The 18,765-nt window shown below is 74.0% G+C and carries 18 protein-coding genes; 8 read left to right on the top strand and 10 right to left on the bottom strand.

Annotated features, from left to right (window positions below):
- The first annotated feature begins 37 nt into the window (after positions 1-37).
- Positions 38-193: a hypothetical protein gene (locus tag AC069X_RS20445; protein ID WP_478730014.1), complete on the top strand. Its 156-nt coding sequence runs from the start codon at positions 38-40 to the stop codon at positions 191-193.
- Positions 190-624, top strand: a complete 435-nt coding sequence (locus AC069X_RS20440; protein WP_478730013.1) for a nitroreductase/quinone reductase family protein — start codon at positions 190-192, stop codon at positions 622-624. The genes AC069X_RS20445 and AC069X_RS20440 overlap by 4 nt, the downstream gene beginning before the upstream one ends.
- Before the next feature lie 4 nt (positions 625-628).
- On the opposite strand, the gene AC069X_RS20435 is transcribed toward AC069X_RS20440, so the two are convergent.
- From AC069X_RS20435 to AC069X_RS20405, 7 genes are all read right to left on the bottom strand, one after another.
- Complete coding sequence (locus AC069X_RS20435) at positions 629-931, bottom strand: hypothetical protein (RefSeq protein ID WP_478730012.1); 303 nt, start codon at positions 929-931, stop codon at positions 629-631.
- Positions 932-1,155: 224 nt separating this feature from the next.
- Positions 1,156-2,733, bottom strand: a complete 1,578-nt coding sequence (locus AC069X_RS20430) for an APC family permease (protein WP_478730011.1) — start codon at positions 2,731-2,733, stop codon at positions 1,156-1,158.
- Between the two features lie 2,235 nt (positions 2,734-4,968).
- Entirely contained in the window at positions 4,969-6,438 is a 1,470-nt protein-coding gene (locus tag AC069X_RS20425; protein WP_478730010.1) for an aldehyde dehydrogenase family protein, read from the bottom strand.
- Entirely contained in the window at positions 6,435-8,171 is a 1,737-nt protein-coding gene (locus AC069X_RS20420) for an N-acyl-D-amino-acid deacylase family protein (RefSeq protein WP_478730009.1), read from the bottom strand. Before AC069X_RS20420 ends, AC069X_RS20425 begins: the two co-directional genes overlap by 4 nt.
- A gap of 552 nt (positions 8,172-8,723) precedes the next feature.
- On the bottom strand, positions 8,724-9,854 hold the full coding sequence (locus tag AC069X_RS20415) for an LLM class flavin-dependent oxidoreductase (protein ID WP_478730099.1): 1,131 nt from the start codon (positions 9,852-9,854) through the stop codon (positions 8,724-8,726).
- A gap of 111 nt (positions 9,855-9,965) precedes the next feature.
- Positions 9,966-10,763 carry an SDR family NAD(P)-dependent oxidoreductase gene (locus AC069X_RS20410; RefSeq protein ID WP_478730008.1) on the bottom strand — a complete coding sequence of 266 codons (798 nt, stop codon included), beginning with the start codon at positions 10,761-10,763 and terminating at the stop codon, positions 9,966-9,968.
- A gap of 9 nt (positions 10,764-10,772) precedes the next feature.
- Positions 10,773-11,720: an LLM class F420-dependent oxidoreductase gene (locus AC069X_RS20405; protein ID WP_478730007.1), complete on the bottom strand. Its 948-nt coding sequence runs from the start codon at positions 11,718-11,720 to the stop codon at positions 10,773-10,775.
- A 177-nt stretch (positions 11,721-11,897) separates the two neighbouring features.
- Here AC069X_RS20405 and AC069X_RS20400 point away from each other — a divergent pair, with 177 nt between their 5' ends.
- Both AC069X_RS20400 and AC069X_RS20395 read left to right on the top strand, forming a co-directional pair.
- Entirely contained in the window at positions 11,898-12,155 is a 258-nt protein-coding gene (locus tag AC069X_RS20400) for a hypothetical protein (protein ID WP_478730006.1), read from the top strand.
- Between the two features lie 8 nt (positions 12,156-12,163).
- Positions 12,164-12,532 carry a PIN domain-containing protein gene (locus AC069X_RS20395; protein WP_478730098.1) on the top strand — a complete coding sequence of 123 codons (369 nt, stop codon included), beginning with the start codon at positions 12,164-12,166 and terminating at the stop codon, positions 12,530-12,532.
- 75 nt (positions 12,533-12,607) lie between these two features.
- Here AC069X_RS20395 and AC069X_RS20390 read toward each other — a convergent pair whose 3' ends face one another.
- Positions 12,608-13,537, bottom strand: a complete 930-nt coding sequence (locus AC069X_RS20390) for a L,D-transpeptidase family protein (protein ID WP_478730005.1) — start codon at positions 13,535-13,537, stop codon at positions 12,608-12,610.
- A gap of 23 nt (positions 13,538-13,560) precedes the next feature.
- Positions 13,561-13,962 carry a sensor histidine kinase gene (locus AC069X_RS20385; RefSeq protein WP_478730004.1) on the bottom strand — a complete coding sequence of 134 codons (402 nt, stop codon included), beginning with the start codon at positions 13,960-13,962 and terminating at the stop codon, positions 13,561-13,563.
- 51 nt (positions 13,963-14,013) lie between these two features.
- Between AC069X_RS20385 and AC069X_RS20380 the strand changes: the two genes are divergently transcribed.
- The 3 genes from AC069X_RS20380 (at position 14,014) to AC069X_RS20370 (ending at position 16,885) form a co-directional block, all read left to right on the top strand.
- Positions 14,014-15,243 (top strand): ABC transporter permease, encoded by a 1,230-nt coding sequence (locus AC069X_RS20380; protein ID WP_478730097.1) that lies wholly within the window; start codon positions 14,014-14,016, stop codon positions 15,241-15,243.
- A gap of 74 nt (positions 15,244-15,317) precedes the next feature.
- Entirely contained in the window at positions 15,318-15,758 is a 441-nt protein-coding gene (locus AC069X_RS20375; RefSeq protein ID WP_478730003.1) for an NUDIX hydrolase, read from the top strand.
- A 203-nt stretch (positions 15,759-15,961) separates the two neighbouring features.
- On the top strand, positions 15,962-16,885 hold the full coding sequence (locus AC069X_RS20370; protein WP_478730002.1) for a hypothetical protein: 924 nt from the start codon (positions 15,962-15,964) through the stop codon (positions 16,883-16,885).
- Between the two features lie 9 nt (positions 16,886-16,894).
- Here AC069X_RS20370 and AC069X_RS20365 read toward each other — a convergent pair whose 3' ends face one another.
- Positions 16,895-17,818: an EamA family transporter gene (locus AC069X_RS20365; RefSeq protein WP_478730001.1), complete on the bottom strand. Its 924-nt coding sequence runs from the start codon at positions 17,816-17,818 to the stop codon at positions 16,895-16,897.
- A 69-nt stretch (positions 17,819-17,887) separates the two neighbouring features.
- Here AC069X_RS20365 and AC069X_RS20360 point away from each other — a divergent pair, with 69 nt between their 5' ends.
- On the top strand, positions 17,888-18,754 hold the full coding sequence (locus AC069X_RS20360) for a LysR family transcriptional regulator (RefSeq protein WP_478730000.1): 867 nt from the start codon (positions 17,888-17,890) through the stop codon (positions 18,752-18,754).
- Positions 18,755-18,765 lie beyond the last annotated feature (11 nt).

Below are 18,765 nucleotides of genomic sequence, written 5' to 3'. Positions count from 1 at the left end.
CCGATCGGTAACCAGCCCCTTCCCTACGCTCACCGGCATGACGACCAGCAACACGAACGACTCCCGCCTCATCGTCTTCGGCGCCGCCGGCCGCGTCGGCCGCGCCGTGGTCGCCGCGGCCGTCCTCGACGAGATCACGGCACCGACCCTGCACGGCGTCCACGCGGGCGTCGCCGGGACGGAGGCCGCGTGAGCGCCGAGCCGGTGACCGACAGCCCGGCCCCCTGGGTGGCGGAGCATATCCGCCGCTTCGAGGAGACCGCCGGCCGGCCGCGCCCCGGGGTGTCGGACCTGCTGCTGACCACCCGGGGCCGCCGGTCGGGCCTGCTGCGCCGGACGGCGCTGGCGTACGTACGGGACGGGGACGCCTATGTCCTGACGGCCTCGAACGCGGGCGGGGACCGCCATCCGGCCTGGTACCTGAACCTGACCGCCGATCCGGCCGTCACCCTCCAGGTCGGCGCGGGGTCCTTCCCGGCGCTCGCCCGTCGCGCGAGCCCGGCGGAGGCGGAGCGGCTGTGGCCGGTGGTGGTGGCCGCGATGCCCTCGTACGCGGCCTACCGCGCGGCGGCCGCCCGGGAGATCCCGCTGGTGCTGGTCACTCCGGCGGTCGGGGCCGGCTGAGCCGTCACTTCACCTTCGGCGCGTCCGGCACTCCGGAGTCGAGGGCGCCGCCGGCGCCGGCGAGGGAGCTGTTGGTGGAGTTGGTGGCGCTGCCGACGGCGGCGCCGGTGATGGCGACGGCGGTCTTGGTGTCCTTCACGGCCTGGCCGGGGTGGTCGACGATGTCGACGACGCGCTTGACCGGGGGCTGCCCGGCGAGGGTGGCGCCTTCGCCTCCGTCGGCCGCGTGGGCGGTGAGGGGGGTGAGTGCGAGTGCGGCTCCGCCGGTGAGGGCGAGGGCGGACAGGGTGCGCTTCAGTGCCTTCATGCCCCGCCCAACGACCCCCGGCACCCCGGGTCACCGCCCGTCCGGCCCGTTCCGCGCATCGGATGACCCGGGCCCGGGCACGCCGACGGCCCCGGACCGGGGGATCGGTCCGGGGCCGCGGGCCATGACACGGCGGGACGGAGGACGCGGGGCGGGAGACCCGGGAAGCGGAGACCCGGGCCGGAGACCCGGTACGGGGCCCGGGCCGCCCCGGCGTCAGCCGGTCAGTCCTCGACCACCAGCGCCGGGGTGGACTTCGTCAGGACCTCGCCGCGGAAGAAGGCGGGGCTGCGGCGTCCGGTGACGAACATGACGACCAGGCCGAGGGCGAGCAGTCCGACGCCGATGACGAAGACGCTGCCGATGCCGAGGACGTCGGATCCGGAGCCGTAGGAGGGGTCCCACGCGTCGGCCAGGGTCTTGAAGAAGACCGCGGCGAGCAGCAGGCCGCCCAGGACCGGGAAGACGCCCTTGAAGAACAGGTCGCGGGCGGAGCGGCGCAGGTCGGCGCGGAAGTACCAGGCGCAGGCGAACGCGGTCAGCGAGTAGTAGAAGCAGATCATCAGGCCGAGCGCGAAGATCGTGTCGGTGAGGACGTTCTCGCTGACCAGGGTCATGACGGTGTAGAAGGCGCCGGTGGCGACGCCCGCCATGACGGTGGCGCGGCCCGGGGTCTTGAACTTCGGGTGGACCTTGGCGTAGGCGGGCGGCAGGGCTTCGTACGTGGACATGGCCAGCACGGTGCGCGCGACCGGGATGAAGGTGGTCTGCAGCGAGGCGGCGGCGGAGGCGAGTACGGCGACGAAGAGCAGGATGCCGAGGACCGGGCCCATCACGGGGCCGGCGAGGGCGGCGAAGACGTTGCCGGAGGTCTCCTCGTTGCCGAGGCCGAGTCCCTCGCCGCCGGAGCCGACGGCCATCTGGGCGGCGATGCCGGTGGCCAGGTAGGAGCCGACGAGGACGACCATCGCGATGAGCGAGGCGCGGCCGGGGGTCTTGGCGGAGCCGGTGGTCTCCTCGTTGGTGGCCAGGCAGGCGTCCCAGCCCCAGTACATGAAGATCGAGAGCGAGAGTCCGGCGGTGAAGGCCGCCATGGACTCGACCGCGAAGGGGTTCATCCACTGCCAGGAGAAGTCCAGGCCGGTGTCGAAGGTGCCGGCGGAGGCCTTCTGGAAGGCCATGGCGACGAAGATCGCGAGGACGACGAGCTGGAGGCCGACGAGGGCGTACTGGACGCCCTTGGTGGCGGTCATGCCGCGGTAGCTGATGGCGGTGGCGACGGCGATGAGCGTCAGGCAGGTGGCGATGTGGACGAGCTTGTTCTCGTCGAGGGCGGCGACCGAGTCGCTGCCGGTGATCTCTCCTGCCAGCAGCCAGAAGTAGGAGGTGGCGACGCCGGCGAGGTTGGAGAGCACGATGATCGTGGCGATCACCAGGCCCCAGCCGCACATCCAGCCGATCCGCGGGCCGAAGGCCTTGACGGTCCAGGTGAAGGAGGTGCCGCAGTCCGGCATGGCCTTGTTGAGCTCGCGGTAGGCGAAGGCCACCAGGAGCATGGGGAGGAACCCGGCGAGGAAGACCGCCGGCATCTGGACCCCCACCTCGCCGGCGGTGGAGCCGAGGGTGGAGGTCAGGCAGTAGACGGGGGCGACGGTGGAGATGCCGATGACGGCGCTGCCCAGCAGGCCCACGGAGCCCTTGCCGAGGCCCTTGCCCCGGACGTCGGTCCCGCTTCCGGCGTCGCCCTCGGCGACGCCGCTTACCGTGTCTCCGACCTGAGGCCGCGCGTCCAGCTGTGTCATGGGTCAGGACGGTAGATGCTGCGGTTTCCTGATCCGGAAGACTTAAGTCCGGTAATTCACAGGGCTAAATTCCTTGGATTACGAAGATCGGAACCATTCACGAACTGGTAATACAAGGTTCACCGACGCACCCATCCACGGTTCGCGAGGCGTCGAGACCGAGGTTCCGGAATGCGGAAACCGCAGGAGTACCCCAAATGTCCGTTTCAAAACTTTCCCGTGCCAATTTTCGGGCCCTCCGGAACCCACCCAGGACCGGCAAACGACTGCGCCCCGTGAAAACCGCTGGACGGCCCGTGACCACCCCTGGCAGGCTGCCCGCATGACCTACGGAATCGAGTCCCACCCCGCCCGGTGAGCGCCCGCGACGAGCGGACGCCGCTCACTCCCGGCACCTCCCTGTACGACTACGCCCTGTTCCGCCAGGGCATCGAACCCGTCGGCGCCTTCCCGCGCCGCGGCTACCCGATCCCCGCCGGCCCCACCCCCCTCCCGCCCCCGCCTCGACTGGAACCGGGCGCAGGAGGAAGTCACCGCCGCCCTCGCCGGGCCGCTGGCCGACCCGGACCCCGTCCGGGCCGCCGAGGCCGTCCACCACGCCGTCGGCGGACTCCTCATGCCGGACAGCACCGTCCGCGCGGTGGTCACCCGGCTCCCGCTGGCCGACGAGGCCGCGGCACGCCTCACCGCCCGCCGGCTGACCCGGACCGGAACCAGCCCCGCCGCCGTCGGCGTCGGCGTGGCCCTCCTGATCCGCCTCGGGGAACCCGAGGACGTGCCCTGCCTCAAGGCCCTCGGCCGGCTGCGCGGACTGGGCAGGGCGGCCGCGGCCGCCCTCGACCCCCTCGACCGGCAGGCGGCCGCCCTGCTGCTGCTGGGCCACCGCAGACACGGCCTGGAGCTGGACCCGTTCGTCGAGGCGCTCTCGGCCCACGCATCCGGTGACACCGGCACCGACGCGGTACGGGACGCCCTCGTCGCCCTCCTCGGCTCCCCGGACGGCCCCGCCGCGGCCCTCTGGATCGGCCGGCGCATCGCCGAAGCCACCCGTCTCGACGAGCTCCTGCGCGCACGCCCCGACGACACCGCACTGGTCACCGCCGCCGGACGGCTGCTGCACGCCATGTGCGGCGACCGCCACGCCCGGGCCGACCTGCCCGACTACGGCCCGGCGGTGGAGACGTACCGGATGGTGATCGCCCGCGCGGGCCTCCCCGCCCGGACCCTCGGCCACCAGGTCCTCCTCCTGAACCTCGCCTTCGACCTGCACAGCGGCGTGGGAGCGCTGCTCGACTGGCCGGCCGGGGAACGGGAGGCGCTGCTCGCCCGCCTCGACCGGCTCCTGGGCACCGCACCCGCCGGGGACGAGGACCCCCGCCGGGCCGCCTGGCTCCGGCGCAACCGCCCCCGCCCCTTCCGGGGCCCCACCCCGCCCGCGCCCCTGCGCATCGAGGTGGCCGTGGACGACGACCCCGGATCCCCCTGCGTCGAGACGCGGATCCTCGTCGACGGGAGACCCCTGGTCCCGGCCCTGTTCACCAACGGCCCCGCCCACCCTCCCGAGAGCCTCCTCGACAACGACGTCCTGCTCGCCGGGCCCGAGCCGCGCGAGGTGCAGCTCGCCGAGGCAGGCTGCACCGAGGGGTGCTGCGGCGCCCTCCACGTGACCGTCCGCCGCGACGGGGACGAGGTCGTCTGGGACGGCTGGCGCGGGGCGGCCGGCCCGCCCCCGCCGGAGCTGCGCTTCGACGCCGCCGCGTACGAGGCCGAGCTCCGGCGCGCCCGGGACGACGAGTCCTGGTCCTGGCCGGCCCGGCGCACCGCCCGGCGGATCACCGCGGCCCTGCGGGAACGGCCGGAGCTGCGGACCCGCTGGGACCTCGACTGGATCCGGGCCGGCACGGACTGGCAGGACCCGGACAGCGTGATCGTGGACTTCGGCCACCGGCCCGCCCCGGCCACCGCACCGCAGCCGGCGGGGGACGGCGACCCCGGTCCTGATGTTCGCCTGGCGGCTGCCCGACGACGGCCGCCCGCCCGAGGTCCGGGCCGCGGCGGCGGTGGCGCTCCTGGAGACCACCGATCCGAAGACGTACGCCGTCGTGGCCGGCGGGAACCGCGAACTGGCCGAGTCCCTCGGCTACGCCGTGCCGCCGCGGGAACAGCGGACACAACGGAAACGACGGCAGGAGTAGGAGAGGGGCCCCGGGGGCGGAACACCCCCGGGGCCCTCCGTCACGTCGTCCAGACCAGCGACTGCACCTCGCTGTACGCGTGCAGCGCGTACGAGCCCACGTCCCGGCCGACACCCGACCGTTTGAAACCGCCGAACGGGGCCTCCATGTTGCGGCCGATCGTGTTGACCCCGACCCCGCCCGAGCGCAGCCGGCGCGCCACCCGGAAGGCACGGGCGACGTCCCCGGACCACACGTAGCTGATCAGCCCGAAGTCGCTGTCGTTCGCCAGCCGGACGGCCTCCTCCTCGTCCCCGTCGAAGGGGACCACGACCACCACCGGCCCGAAGATCTCCTCCCGCACCACCCGCATGTCGTTCGTGCAGTCCACCAGCAGGGTCGGCGCCACGTAGAAGCCGCGGCCGCCGCCGACGACCGGGCGTTCGCCGCCGTACGCGATCCGCGCGCCCTCCTTGCGGCCCAGCTCAACGTACGACTCCACCCGGTCGCGGTGCGCCGCCGAGATCACCGGGCCGACCACCGTGCCCCGCTCGCCCGGGTCACCGACCTTCATGAACGCCAGATAGCCGCGCAGCTTCTCCACCAGCGGCCCGTACACCGACCGGTGGACGATCACCCGGGTGGGCGCGGTGCAGATCTGGCCGCTGTAGAAGGAGAAGGTGGTGCCGATCCCCCTCACCGCCGCGTCCAGGTCGGCGTCCTCGAAGACGACCGCCGCGCCCTTGCCGCCCAGCTCCATCAGCTGCCGCTTCATGGAGCGCCCGCACACCTCGGCGATGCGCTGCCCGACGCCCGTGGAGCCGGTGAAGGAGACCATGTCCACGTACGGGGAGTCCACCGCCGCCTCGCCGACCTCCACCGAGGCGCCCGAGACGACGTTCACCACACCCGCCGGGACCCCCGCCTCGTGCAGCGCCTCGGCCATCCGGAACACCGACAGCGGGTCCTGCGGGGCCGGCTTGACCACCACCGTGTTCCCCATGGCCAGGGCGGGGGCGACCTTGCCTGCCGGATTCGCCCACGGGTTGTTGTACGAGGTGACGCAGGTGACCACGCCGACCGGCTGGCGCACCTCCAGCGCACCCAGGACGGACGCCTTCCCCATCGGGCCGGCCTCGGTGATCTGCGGCGGGAGCCCCTTCTCCACCGGCTCCAGGGCGCCCTTCGCGTACCGCCGGAAGCGGGACACGCCCACACCGACCTGCATCCCGCGCGCGATGCCCGTCGGGGCGCCCGTCTCGGCCCGCGCGAGCGCCGCCCACGGTTCGAACTCGCGCTCCATCACGTCCGCGGCCCGGTCGAGGATCGCGGCGCGCTCCTCGGGGGCCGTACGGGACCACGTGCCGAAGGCCTCGGCGGCGGCGCGGGCCGCCTCCTCGACCTGGGCGCGGGAGGCCTCGGGGGCCAGGCCCACCACGGACTCGTCGGCCGGGTTGACCACCTCGTAGTGGCCGCCGTCGGGCTCGACCCACTCGCCGCCGATGTAGAGCCGCTGCGTGCCCCCGCTCATCGGGTGCTCACCGTCCTCGTGTCGCGGCCGGATCGGAGCACGATCCCCGGGACCGCGCCCGTCACCTCGTCGTCGCGGATGGTCTCGACGCCGTTGACGCGTACGGAGACCACGCCGATCGCCCGCGCGTCCAGCCGCGGGCTGTCGCCGGGCAGGTCGTGGACGAGGGTCGCCGGGCCCGCGTCGATCCGCTCGGGGTCGAAGAGGACCAGGTCCGCGTGGTAGCCCTCGGCGATCCGGCCGCGTTCGCGCAGCCCGAACAGGCGGGCCGGGTCGTCGGTGAGCATCCGTACCGCCTGCTCCAGCGGCACGAGCCTGCGGCCGCGCAGGCAGTCGCCGAGGAACCGGGTCGTGTACGGGGCCCCGCACATCCGGTCCAGGTGCGCACCGGCGTCGGAGCCGCCGAGCATGACGTCCTCGTGCTGCCAGGTCTCGGCGCGCAGGGCCCAGGAGGCCGGGTCGTTGTCGGTGGGCATGGGCCACAGGACGGTGCGCAGGTCGTCGTTGGCGCAGATCTCGACGAGGCACTGGAAGGCGTCCTGGCCGCGCTCGGCGGCGATGTCGTTCACGACGCGGCCGGAGAGGCCCTCGTTCTCCTTGCTGTACGTGTCGCCGATGACGTACCGGCCGAAGTGGGCGAGGCGCCGGAAGACGCCGGCCTCCCTGCTGTCGGCGCGGCGCAGCATCTCGGCGCGGACGTCCGGGTCGCTGAGCTTCGCGATGCGCTCGGGGACGGGGAGTGCGAGGACCTCGCCCCAGCCGGGGATGAGGTTGAGGGCGCAGAACGTGCCGAGGGACATGTTCATGGGGGTGAGGATCGGCATGGTCAGCGCCACGATCCGGCCCCCGGCCCTGCGGGCGCGCTCGCTGGGGACCAGCTGGCGCGGGACGCGTTCGGGGACGGCGGCGTCGATGGTGAGGACGTTCCAGTTGAGGGGCCGGCCGGCGGCGGCGCTCATGTCGACGAAGAGGTCGATCTCCTCGTCGCTGAACTGGTCGAGGCAGCCGGCGACGATGGCTTCGAGCTGGGTGCCCTCGTGTTCGCCGACGGCGCGGGAGAGCGCGAGGAGTTCGGCGGGGCCGGCGTGCCGGGAGGCGACGGGGGCGCCGTCGCCGTCGGAGTGGGTCGAGGACTGGGTGGTGGACAGCCCCCAGGCACCGGCGTCCATGGCCTCGTGGAGGAGCGTCAGCATCCGGTCCAGCTGCGCGGGGGTGGGCTGTCCTCCGACGGCGTCCTCGCCCATGACGTGGCGGCGCAGGGCGCAGTGGCCGACCATGAACCCGGCGTTGACGGCGATGCGGCCTTCGAGGGCGTCGAGGTACTCGCCGAAGGTGGACCAGGTCCAGTCGACGCCTTCTTCGAGGGCGGCGAGGGCCATGCCCTCGACCTTGCTCATCATGCGCCGCGTGTAGTCGGCGTCCTCGGGGCGGGCCGGGTTGAGGGGGGCCAGGGTGAAGCCGCAGTTGCCGCCGGCGACGGTGGTGACGCCGTGGTTCATGGAGGGGGTGGCGTAGGGGTCCCAGAAGAGCTGGGCGTCGTAGTGGGTGTGCGGGTCGATGAACCCGGGGGTGAGGACGAGGCCGGCGGCGTCCTCGGCCGTACGGGCTTCCGCCGTGGTGCCGGGCTCCGCGACGAGGGCGATGCGGCCGTCCTTGATGCCGATGTCCGCGGTGTACGCGGGGGCGCCGGTGCCGTCGACGACGGTCGCTCCGCGGATGAGGTGGTCGAGCATGCGGTCCCCTCCTGGGTGGTTCCGTGGTCCTTGCCGTTGCCCTGGCCGGGCGTGTGCGTCCCCTGCCGGGGTGTTCCCCCACCGCGCCGGGCGGTGCCGCGCCGGGCGGTGCCGTACCGGGCGGTGCCGCGGCGGTGCGGTGCGTCGGCCCTGCGGGGCTGTCCCCTCCCCGCCCTTCACCCGTTCTCGCCTCAGACGCCGGCGCGGCTGGGAGGGCCCGGGCTGCGCCCGGACCCCTGCTGGTGCTGCGCCCCGGACCACGCGCCTCGAACGCCGGCCGGCGTGTGAGGCGACGGGCGCGGAGCGCCCGTACCGGGGTCAGGGGCGGAGCCCCTGGGAACGGTGGAAGGGCGGGGAGGGGCCGGCTCCGCGCAGCGGCCCACCACCCGCACACGCCCCCCGGCACCGGCCACGGGCACCGGCACACGCACCGGCCCCGCCCCGCACCCGCCGGACGGAGTCCGGCGCGGCGGCGCGAAGCCGGAGAGGCGCCCGGGCGCGGCGGCGCGAAGCCGGTCAGGCGTCCCGGCGCCGGACCGCGCGAGCGGCTCGTCAGGAAGAGGAGGCGGCTTGGCGGAAGCGGGTCGTGCGGTGGACCGGGTCCGTGTCGATGTGCGGGATGACGTGCTCGCCGATCAGCTTGATCGTCGTCATCGTGTCCTCGTACGAGACACCGGTCGGCAGTCCGAAGGACAGCTGGTCCGCCCCCGCCTGCTCCCAGCGCTTGCACTGGGCCCGCACCTCCGACGGGTCGCCGCAGATCAGCAGCTCCTCCGCGATGAGCAGTTCGATGATCTCCGCGTTGTACTCCGGCAGGGTCTCGGGCCACTGCGGGATCGCCTCCGGCCGCGGGAAGGTGTCGTGGTAGCGGAAGACCAGCGACTGGAAGCGGTTCATGTGCGCGTTGACCGCGATCTCCACCGCCTTCTCGTGCGTCTCCGCACAGATCGCGGTCGACGTGACCATCACGTTGTCGTTCACGAAGGCGCCGATGGCCTTCGCCTCCTGGATGGCCGTCTTGTACTGCTCCAGGACCCACTCCATGTCGGAGACCTTCTGGACGCTGAAGCCGAGGACCCCGAGGCCCTTCTTCGCCGCCATGGCGTACGAGGAGGGGGAGCCGGCGGCGTACCACATGGCCGGGTGGGCCTTGCCGTACGGCTTGGGGAAGACCTTGCGCGGGGGCAGCGACCAGTGCTTGCCCTGGAACCCCTCGTACTCCTCCTGGAGGAACATCTTGGGGAATTCCGCGATGGTCTCCTCCCAGATCTCCTTGGTGTGGTTCATGTCCGTGATGCCGGGCAGGAAGCCGAGGATCTCGTGGCTGCCGGCGCCGCGCCCGGTGCCGAACTCGAAGCGGCCCTTGGAGAGGTGGTCGAGCATGGTGACCTTCTCGGCCACCTTCACCGGATGGTTGACCGGGGCGAGCGGGTTGAAGATGCCGGAGCCGAGGTGGATGCGTTCGGTGGCGGCGGCGAGGTAGCCGAGGAAGACCTCGTTGGCGGAGAGGTGGGAGTACTCCTCCAGGAAGTGGTGCTCCGAGGCCCAGGCGTACTTGAAGCCGGACTTGTCGGCCTGGATGACGTACTGGGTCTCCTCGAGCAGCGCCTTGTGCTCCGCCTCGGGGTCGACCTTGGACCGCGCCTCGGGCACGTATCCCTGCACGAAGAGCCCGAATTCCAAGGGGTTCACCGTCCTTAGGTTTCTGACGTTGCGTCAGATTCGATGGGTCCGACTGTTCCACCGCCGGGGCGGGACCGTCAAGAGAGCCGTAACGCCTTGTCTGACGAACCGTCAGAGAATGCTGACGCCCGCCATCCAGCCGCCGTCCACCACGAACGGCTGGCCGGTGATGTACGAGGAGTCCTCGCCGGTCAGGAACAGGGCCAGCTTCGCGATCTCCTCCGGCCGCCCGACCCGCCCCAGCGGGACCACCCGCTTGTACAGCCCGTCCATCGCGTCCCGGGCCTCGTCCGTCATCCCCGCCGGGTCGAGCAGCCCCGGGTTGGCCATGGGGGTGTCCACCGCGCCCGGGCACATCGCGTTGACCCGGATGTTCCGCGCGGCCAGCTCCAGCGCCGCCACCCGCGTCAGCCCGAGGATCGCCGCCTTCGTCGCGGCGTACGCGCCCACGTACGCCATGCCCGTCAGACCCGTGTAGGAGGAGGTGTTGACGATGGTTCCGCCGCCCGCCGCCGCGATCTCCGGGGCGGCGGCCTTGATGCCGAGGAAGGCGCCGATCTGGTTGACCTCGACCACCTGCCGGAACTCCTCCAGCGGGGTCGAGGCCAGCTCGTTGAAGCGCAGGATGCCGGCGTTGTTGACCAGCCCGTCCACCCGGCCGAAGGCCTCCTTCGCGGCGGCCATCGCGGCCGCCCAGTCCTCCTCCCGGCTCACGTCCAGCCGTACGTACCGCACCCGGTCCGCGCCCGCCTCCGCCGCGATCTCCTCGGCGACGGCCGCGCCCTGCTCGTCCAGTACGTCGCCCAGCAGCACCCGCGCGCCCTCGGCGGCGAAGAGGCGGGCCTCCTGCTCGCCCTGGCCGCGTGCCGCGCCGGTGATGACGACGACCCGCCCGTCCAGCTTGCCCATGCCGTACTCCTAGTCGTTGAGGAGCGGGGCCACCTCGGCCCCGAAAGCGGTGATCTGGTCGACGAGTTCGGCGCGGTCGCGATTGCGGAAGCGGACCTGGATCTGGTCCACGCCCAGCGCCGCGTACTCCCGCAGGGACTCGGCGAGCGCCTCCGCCTTGCCGGTCAGGGTCCGCCGGCCGGTGTCCCAGCCGGGCTCGCCGACGTACAGCGGCTCGGTGATCGCGCCGACCTCGAACGGGCCCTCCACCCCGGCCGCCTCCCGCAGCTCGCGGATCCGGGCCACCTGCCCCGGGATCCGCTCGCGCGGGTCCCCCTGCGGGAGCCAGCCGTCGCCGCGCACGGCGGCCCGGCGGACGGCGGCGGGCGAGGAGCCGCCGACCCAGACCGGGATCCGCTCCTGCGCGGGCCGGGGCAGCTGCCCGAGGTCCCGGAAGGAGAACCGCTCCCCCTGGAACTCCGGGTACTCCTCCGGTCCCAGCGCCGCGCGCAGCGCGTCCAGGCCCTCGTCGAGGACGGACCCGCGCCGCTCGAAGTCGACGCCGAGCGCCTCGAACTCCTCCCGCACGTGCCCGGCCCCGACCCCGAGGACCAGCCGGCCCCCGGAGAGGTGGTCGAGGGTCGCGTACTGCTTGGCGGTGACCAGCGGGTGGCGCAGCCCGACGATCGCGACGTGGCTCAGCAGCCGCACCCGCTCGGTGATCCCGGCCAGGAAGGCCAGGGTGGCCACCGGGTCGTACCAGACGGTGCCCATGGGGCCGGCGAGGCGGCGCGGGATCGCCACGTGGTCACAGGTGGCCACGTACCCGAAGCCGGCCCGGTCGGCGGCGCGGGCCACCTCGGCGAGGTCGGCCGCGCCGGCCGAGGCCTCCCAGGGCTCGGCGTAGATGGTGCTCTGCGACTGGACGGGGAGCTGCATCCCGTACACCAGCCGGCCTTCCGGAAACACGCGTCCCATGCCGGGCCCGCCTCGCCTTCGTATGCCGATTCGTCGTGCGGTGCCGGGCCATCGTCGTAGCTGACGGTCCGTCAGGCAAGGGGGTGGCCAGGGGCCCGATCGGGTGAGCACCGGGTGAAGGCGGGTACGGGTACGGGTACGCACCCGTACCCTGCGGGCACGGGAAGGAGCACGATGATGCCCGACGCGAACATCCGTATCCCCGAGGCGGCCAAGGAGAGACTCGCCGCCATAGCGGCCGCCGAGGGCCTGTCACTCCGCGCCTACCTGGCCCGCCTGGCCGAGACCCTGCTCACCCCAGCCGAACGCGCCGAACGCGCCGAACGCGCCCGCGTCCTGCTGCGCGACTGGAACGGCTACGCACCGACGGCATCCGAGCAGGAGAAGCTGGACGACGAGCTGGACCGCCGACTGCGGGGGGAGGGGCATCCGTGACCGAGCCCATGCACATCGTGCTGGACGAGACGGCGATGACCGCCGCCGGCCGGGGGAACATCCTGGTCTCGCGCCTCATCCACCGTGCCCACGCCGAGTCCGGCTGGTTCCTCTACGCCCCCTCCTGCGCCCTGGTCGAGGCCGACCGGCTCCGGCCCGGTACCGCCGAACACCTCGCGGCCCTGCCGGGCGTGACCGTCCTCGACCTGGACCTGCCCGCCGCTCTGGCCGTCGCACGCCAGGAGACCTGGGCCGCCGCCCATTGCCTCCACGCCGCCCGGCCCACCCCCGACCGGCCGGCCGGCGCGCGGGTCGCGACCACGGAGCCCAAGCGGTGGGCCGGTGAGCGGGTCCGGATCCTCGACCTCGCCCCGTAGCGCCGGGGTCCGCCGGGCGGTCCGCGGCACTCATCGGGCTGCTCGTCCTGCGGCCCCCGGAGGGGGCCGGCGTGCTCAGAAGCCCGCCGGGCCCATCGCGATGACCGGCTTCGCCGCCGGGTCCAGGGTGCGGAGCAGGTGCTCCATCGCCGGCCTGGGGAGGCCGACGCAGCCCTGGGAGGGGCCGTCGTGGTCCACGTGGAGCCAGATGTTGCCGCCCTTGTCCTCGCCCTCCGGCATGGCGGGGTCGAGCGGGGAGGCCCCCTTGCGGCGGTTGTAGTCGATCGCCACGACGTAGTCGAAGGAGCCGTCCAGCGACTCGCCGTTCACGCCCCGGCCCGACGGGACGAACCCCTGGTCCTGGTCGTACGGGAGCTTCGTGCCCGCCGGGGGCGGCAGCAGGCCGCCCGCGTCGGTGAGGGAGAACACGCCCTGCGGGGACGTCAGGTCCCCGTACTCGCGCTCGGCGGACCAGCCCTTGGCGCCGTTGCGGGCCGGCCACTGCCCGGCCGCCTTCCAGTCGGCGCCCGCCGCGGGACGGGTGAAGAAGGTGACGGTGGACTCCGAGGAGTCCTGCGCCTTCCCCGTCACCAGCACCAGCTGGCGCGCGCTCGCCGGGATCCCGGCACGGGTCGCCGCGCTGAGGGAGGACGGGAGCCCCTGGAGGGGGTCGGCGCGCGGGGTGCGGCGCGTGGCGTGGCCCGGGGCGCCCTGGGCCTGCGGCCCGCCCGCCCCCTGGGCCTGACCCGGCCTCGGGGTGGGGCTCTGGGCCTGGGGCCGGGCGTCCGAACGGGCCGCCGGGACGGGTGCGCCGGGCTGCTCGTGCAGGGCGTGCACCCAGCCCGCGGCGAAGGTCAGCAGGCCGAGGGCGGCCACGGCGATCAGCGCCTTCGGCGGGCGGCCGGCGGAACCGGAACGCCGGCGGTCGGCCGCGCGGGGGCCCGTACGGGACTGCGTACGGCCGCCGGCGCCGAAGCGGGAGCGGGCTCGGGCGTGCTTGCTCATCCCCCCGAAGGTACATCAGGTGATCATCGTTCCCCGCGAACGCCGGTCCCCCGCGACCCGTGCGGCGCGGGAAAGCGGACGCGGACGGTCAGCCCGCCGTCGGGCTCCGGGTTCGCCTCGGCCAGCAGCTCCGCGCCGTGGGCCCGGGCGATGGAGGCGACGATGGAGAGGCCGAGACCGGCGCCCTCACCTGCGGTGTGGCGGCGTTCCGCGCGGCGGCGGAAGGGCTCCAGCAGGCGCGGCACGTCGTCGGGGGCGATCACCGGACCGGTGTTGGACACCGTCAGCACCCCGTCGGCGGAGGTCGCCACGCGCACCCGGCCGCCGGGGCGGTTGTGCCGCGCGGCGTTGGCGAGGAGGTTGCGGACGAGGTGCCCGAGGAGGGTGGCGTCACCGTCGACGGTCAGCGGCGCGAGGTCCCGCACGACGGCGGGCGGGGCCGGCGCCGCGCCCCGAACCGGAACCGGATCCGGGACCTGACGCGGGCCGGCAGGCGGGACGGTAAACGGGCCGGTACGCGGCTCAGGCCGCCCGGGCTCACCCCGCGCGACGTCCTGCACGCCGGGTCGGCGGGGCTGCGCTCGCGGCCGGTGCGGGTGTTCCTGTCGGCCCTCGGGATCGCCATCGGCATCGCGACGATGATCGCGGTGGTCGGGATCTCCTCCTCCAGCCAGGCCAAGCTCCTGCGGGAGCTCGACAAGCTGGGCACGAACATGCTGGTGGCCACCCCGGCCCCCGCGATGTTCTCGGGACAGGACACGAAGCTGCCGAAGGAAGCCCCGGGCATGGTCTCGCGCATCGAGGGGGTCGAGTCGGTCGGAACCACGGGCGACGTCGGGGAGTCCGTCCGCCGGTCGGAGAACATCCCGCCGGAGGAGACCGGCGGCATCGCGCTCAAGGCCGCCAAGGACGACCTGCTGGGCACCCTGCGGGCCTCCGTGGCCCGGGGCGGCTGGCTGAACGGAGCCACCGGCCGCTACCCGTCGGTGGTGCTCGGGCACGTCTCGGCCCGGCGGCTGGGCATCACGGATCCGGGGCAGCAAGTGTTCATCGGCGGACGCCACTTCACGGTCACCGGCATCCTGGCGCCGGTCCCGCTGGCCCCGGAGATCGAACGCTCGGCGCTGGTCGGCTGGGAGGCGGCCGAACGGCTGCTGGGCTTCGACGGCCACCCGACGGCGGTCTACGAACGCTCGGCGGACGACCGGGTCGCCGCGGTCCGCTCCCTGATCGCGCAGACGGCCAACCCCCGCACCCCGAGCGCGGTGTCGGTGACCGACCCCTCGGCCGCGCTCCAGGCGAAGGCGGCCACGGAGGGCGCGTTCAGCACCCTCCTGCTCGGTCTGGGCGGGATCGCCCTCCTGGTGGGCGGGGTCGGCGTCGCCAACACCATGATCATCTCGGTGCTGGAGCGCCGCCACGAGATCGGCCTGCGCCGCTCGCTCGGCGCCACGAAGGGGCAGATCCGGATCCAGTTCGTCACCGAATCCCTGCTCCTGTCCGGCCTCGGGGGCCTGGCGGGCATCGCCCTGGGCGCGGCCGCCACGGGCGTCTACGCCCGGGCCGGCGACCTCCCCTGGGTGGTCCCCCCGTGGGCCGTCACGGGCGGCTTCGCGGCCACCCTCGCCATCGGCACCCTGGCGGGCCTCTACCCCGCCCTCCGCGCCGCCCGCCTGAGCCCGACCCTGGCGCTCCAGGCGGCGTAGGGCGGGGTCGGCGGCGCCCCGAGGAGTGCCGCCGACCCCTCCCGTCCCGGTACCCCCCGACTTACCCTGATCTGATGAGAACTCCGCGTCAGGCAGCCCGCATTGTCGTCCTCTCCCCCAGCGGATCGGTGTTCCTGTTCCGCGAGAACAACGTAGAAGTCGGCATCCACTGGCTGCCCCCGGGCGGCGGGATCGACCCGGGCGAGACCCCCGAGGAGTGCGTGCGGCGCGAGTTGCGCGAGGAGACCGGCTGGACCGACCTGGAGCCGCAGCGGCTGCTGTGCACCTGGGAGCACGACTTCACCCACCAGGGCGTCCCGGTCCGCCAGCACGAGCACATCTACGTCACCACCGGCCCCCACCGCGAGCCGGTGCTCGAAGCCCCGGACATCCACTGGCAGTGGCTCTCCCCGGAGCGGCTGGCCGGCCTCGGCGAACCCCTCTGGCCCCCGCGCCTGCCGGACCTCCTCGCCCGCACCCCCGCCGAGCCGGTGCACCTGGGCCTGATCGCCTGAGCGGTGCCGAGATGCGGGGCGGCCGCGCGCGGCGCAGCATGAACGGGGACGTTCGAGCGGCGGCGACGGCCGATGCCGCGGGGGGCGGGCAAGGGCCCGGCCGGTCCGCGCGTACACGCGTCCTCCTCCAGATCCGCACCGCTGCGGCGCGCGCCCCCGACGGGCGGCCGCACGCGCCCCCGTGCCAGGAAAGGGGAGCACCCATGAGGAAGTCCCTGCCCATGCGGAAGTCGCTGGTGGCCGCACTCGCCACCGTCACGTCCGCGACGGCCGTCCTGCTGGCCGGCCCGGTCACGCCCGCGAGCGCCGCGTCCCCGTACTGCAACCAGACGACACCGAACAACTCGATCCTGTTCTACAAGGCGAGTACCGGCGAAGCCGGCACCGGCACGCTCACCGGCGGCCGCTGGCAGTACAAGGGGGCGCTGCGCCTCCCGGCCGGCTACACGCACGCCGCGGCCAGCCGCGATTCGCTGGTGCTCTACAACAAGAACACCGGCGCCGGGGAGACCGGCACCTTCACGGACGGCACGTACACCCGCAGCGAGACCTACGACGACTTCTCCACGGGCTGGACCTTCGTCGAGGCGTCCGGCGACTCCGTGCTCTTCTACAAGAGCGACGGCAACGGCGTCACCGGCACCCTCAAGGGCGGCCTGTACCGGGAGTCCCGCGTCTACGAGAACTTCAGCTCGAACTGGGGGACCATGGCCGCCTCCTGCGACACCCTGGTCGCGGCGGCCCGGCACGGGTCGACCGAGTTCCCCTGGAGCAACGTGGGTTACGGGACCCTCTCCGGCGGCGTCTACACCGACAAGGGCAGCATCCCGCGGGACGACTTCCTCGGGGAGCTGACCGCGACCAAGGACTCCGTGCTGTCGTGGGCGAGGGCCGGCGGCCAGCTGGAGTTCCGGGTGTCCAAGGCGGCCGACGGCGGCGGCATATCGTTCCGCAAGATCGGCACCAGTGGTATCTGGGACAAAGTGGGCCGGACCTCCGACAGCCTGTTCTTCTACAAGAACGACGGCACCGCCTGGACCTCGACCCTTGTGAACGGCAGCTACACCAACGTCGGTCCACTGCCGCAGGTCTCCTCGGGCTGGACCCTCATCGAGGGCGGTGTGTAGGCCCGCCGATCAGCGGCGGCCGCCCCCGCCCGTACGCACCGCGCCCGCGCTCGCCGTCACGACCAGCGCGATCGCCGCGCACTGGACCGGGGACAGCCCCTGGTCCAGCACCAGGTAGCCGGCCACCGCCGCGACGGCCGGCGACAGGCTGGCCAGGACCGCGAAGGTGGCCGCGGGCAGCCTGCGCAGGGCGAGCAGCTCCAGGGTGTACGGGACGCCGGAGCTCATCACCGCGATCGCCAGGCCGAGGAGCAGCACGCCCGGCTCCAGCAGGGTCGCGCCCGCCGATCCGATGCCGAACGGCAGGCTGACCAGGGCGGCGACGGCCATCGCGATCGCGAGGCCGTCCAGGCGCGGGAAGCGGGCGCCCGCGCGGGCGCTGAGGACGATGTACGCCGCCCACATGGCGCCGGCGCCGAGCGCGAACGCCACTCCGGCCGCGCCCAGTCCGGCGAACCCGCCCCGGCCCAGCAGGAACACCCCGGCCAGGGCGAGCGCCGCCCACAGCAGGCTCGCCGCGCGGCGCGAGACGGCCACCGACAGCAGCAGCGGCCCGAGCACTTCGAGGGTGACGGCCGCGCCCAGCGGGATGCGGTCGATGGCCTGGTAGAAGAGCAGGTTCATCCCGCCGAGGGCCAGGCCGAAGCCCGCGGCCACCGCCCAGTCCCCGCGGGAGTACCCGCGCAGCCGCGGCCGGGCGACGGCCAGCAGCAGCACCGCGGCGAAGGCCACCCGCAGCGCGACGGTGCCCAGGGCACCGGCCCGGGAGAACAGCAGCGCGGCGAAGGCCGACCCGAACTGGACGGAGAGCGTCCCGGCGAGCACCAGCCCGACCCCGCCGAGGGTGCCGCGGCCGGCGGGGTGGCGGTGGAGGGCGGGGGTCGTGGGGGCGGGCGCTGAGGCCGTGGAGGCCCTGGACGAGGGGGAAGTCATGCGTTCCACGCTAGGAACCGGGCGGCGCCGTGTGAAATGCCGAGTGGCGCCCGGTTATGCTCCCCAGGCATGACCATCGAGCTGCGGCACCTGCGCGCCTTCCTCGCCATCGCCGACGAGGGCACCATCACCCGCGCCGCCGCCCGCCTCCACCTGAGCCAGCCCGCACTGTCCCGCACCCTGCGCCGGCTGGAGGAGCACCTCGGGACCCGCCTCGTGGACCGCTCCACCCACCACCTCGAACTCACCGCCCAGGGCCGCACCTTCCGCGACAAGGCCCGCGCCGCCCTCGCCGCCGTCGACGCGGCCCTCGACCCCGGCGGACTGCGGAGCTGGCCGCTGCGCCTCGGCCACACCTGGGCGGCGCTCGGCGACCACACGGTCCCCCTGCTGCGGCGCTGGGACGAGTCCCGCCCGGACGTCCCGCTGGAGCTGCTCCGCGTCGACGACCCCACGGCCGGCCTCACCCAGGGCAAGGTGGACGCGGCCCTGCTGCGCGGCGCGGTCACCGCACCCGGGCTCCGAACGGAGCTGCTGCTGACCGAGCGACGGGTGGTGGTCATGCCGGCCGACAGCCCGCTGGCCGCACTCCCCCGCGTCACCCTGGCGGACCTCGCGGGCCGCCCCATCGTCCTCAACACCGTCTCCGGCACCACGACCCTCGACCTGTGGCCCGCGACGGCCCGTCCCACACCGGTGATCGAGGTGACCAACACCGACGAGTGGCTCATGGCCATCGCCGCCGGCCGCGCCCTGGGCGTCACCACCTCGGCCACGCCCAGCAACCACGCGCACCCGTCGCTGCTCTACCGCCCCCTCGCCGACGCCCCGCCGGTCCCGGTCGTCCTCGCCTGGCGCGAGGGCCCGGGCCACCCGGCCGTCCCGGACCTGCTCGCGCTGGCGCACGGGATCCTGGGCGGGGAGGTCACGGGCTGACGTCGGCGCGG

This window comes from Streptomyces sp. NPDC043896 (genome assembly GCF_056435605.1).
The sequence above is the reverse complement of the archived record's forward strand: the minus strand, read 5'-3'. Positions and strand labels throughout refer to the sequence as shown.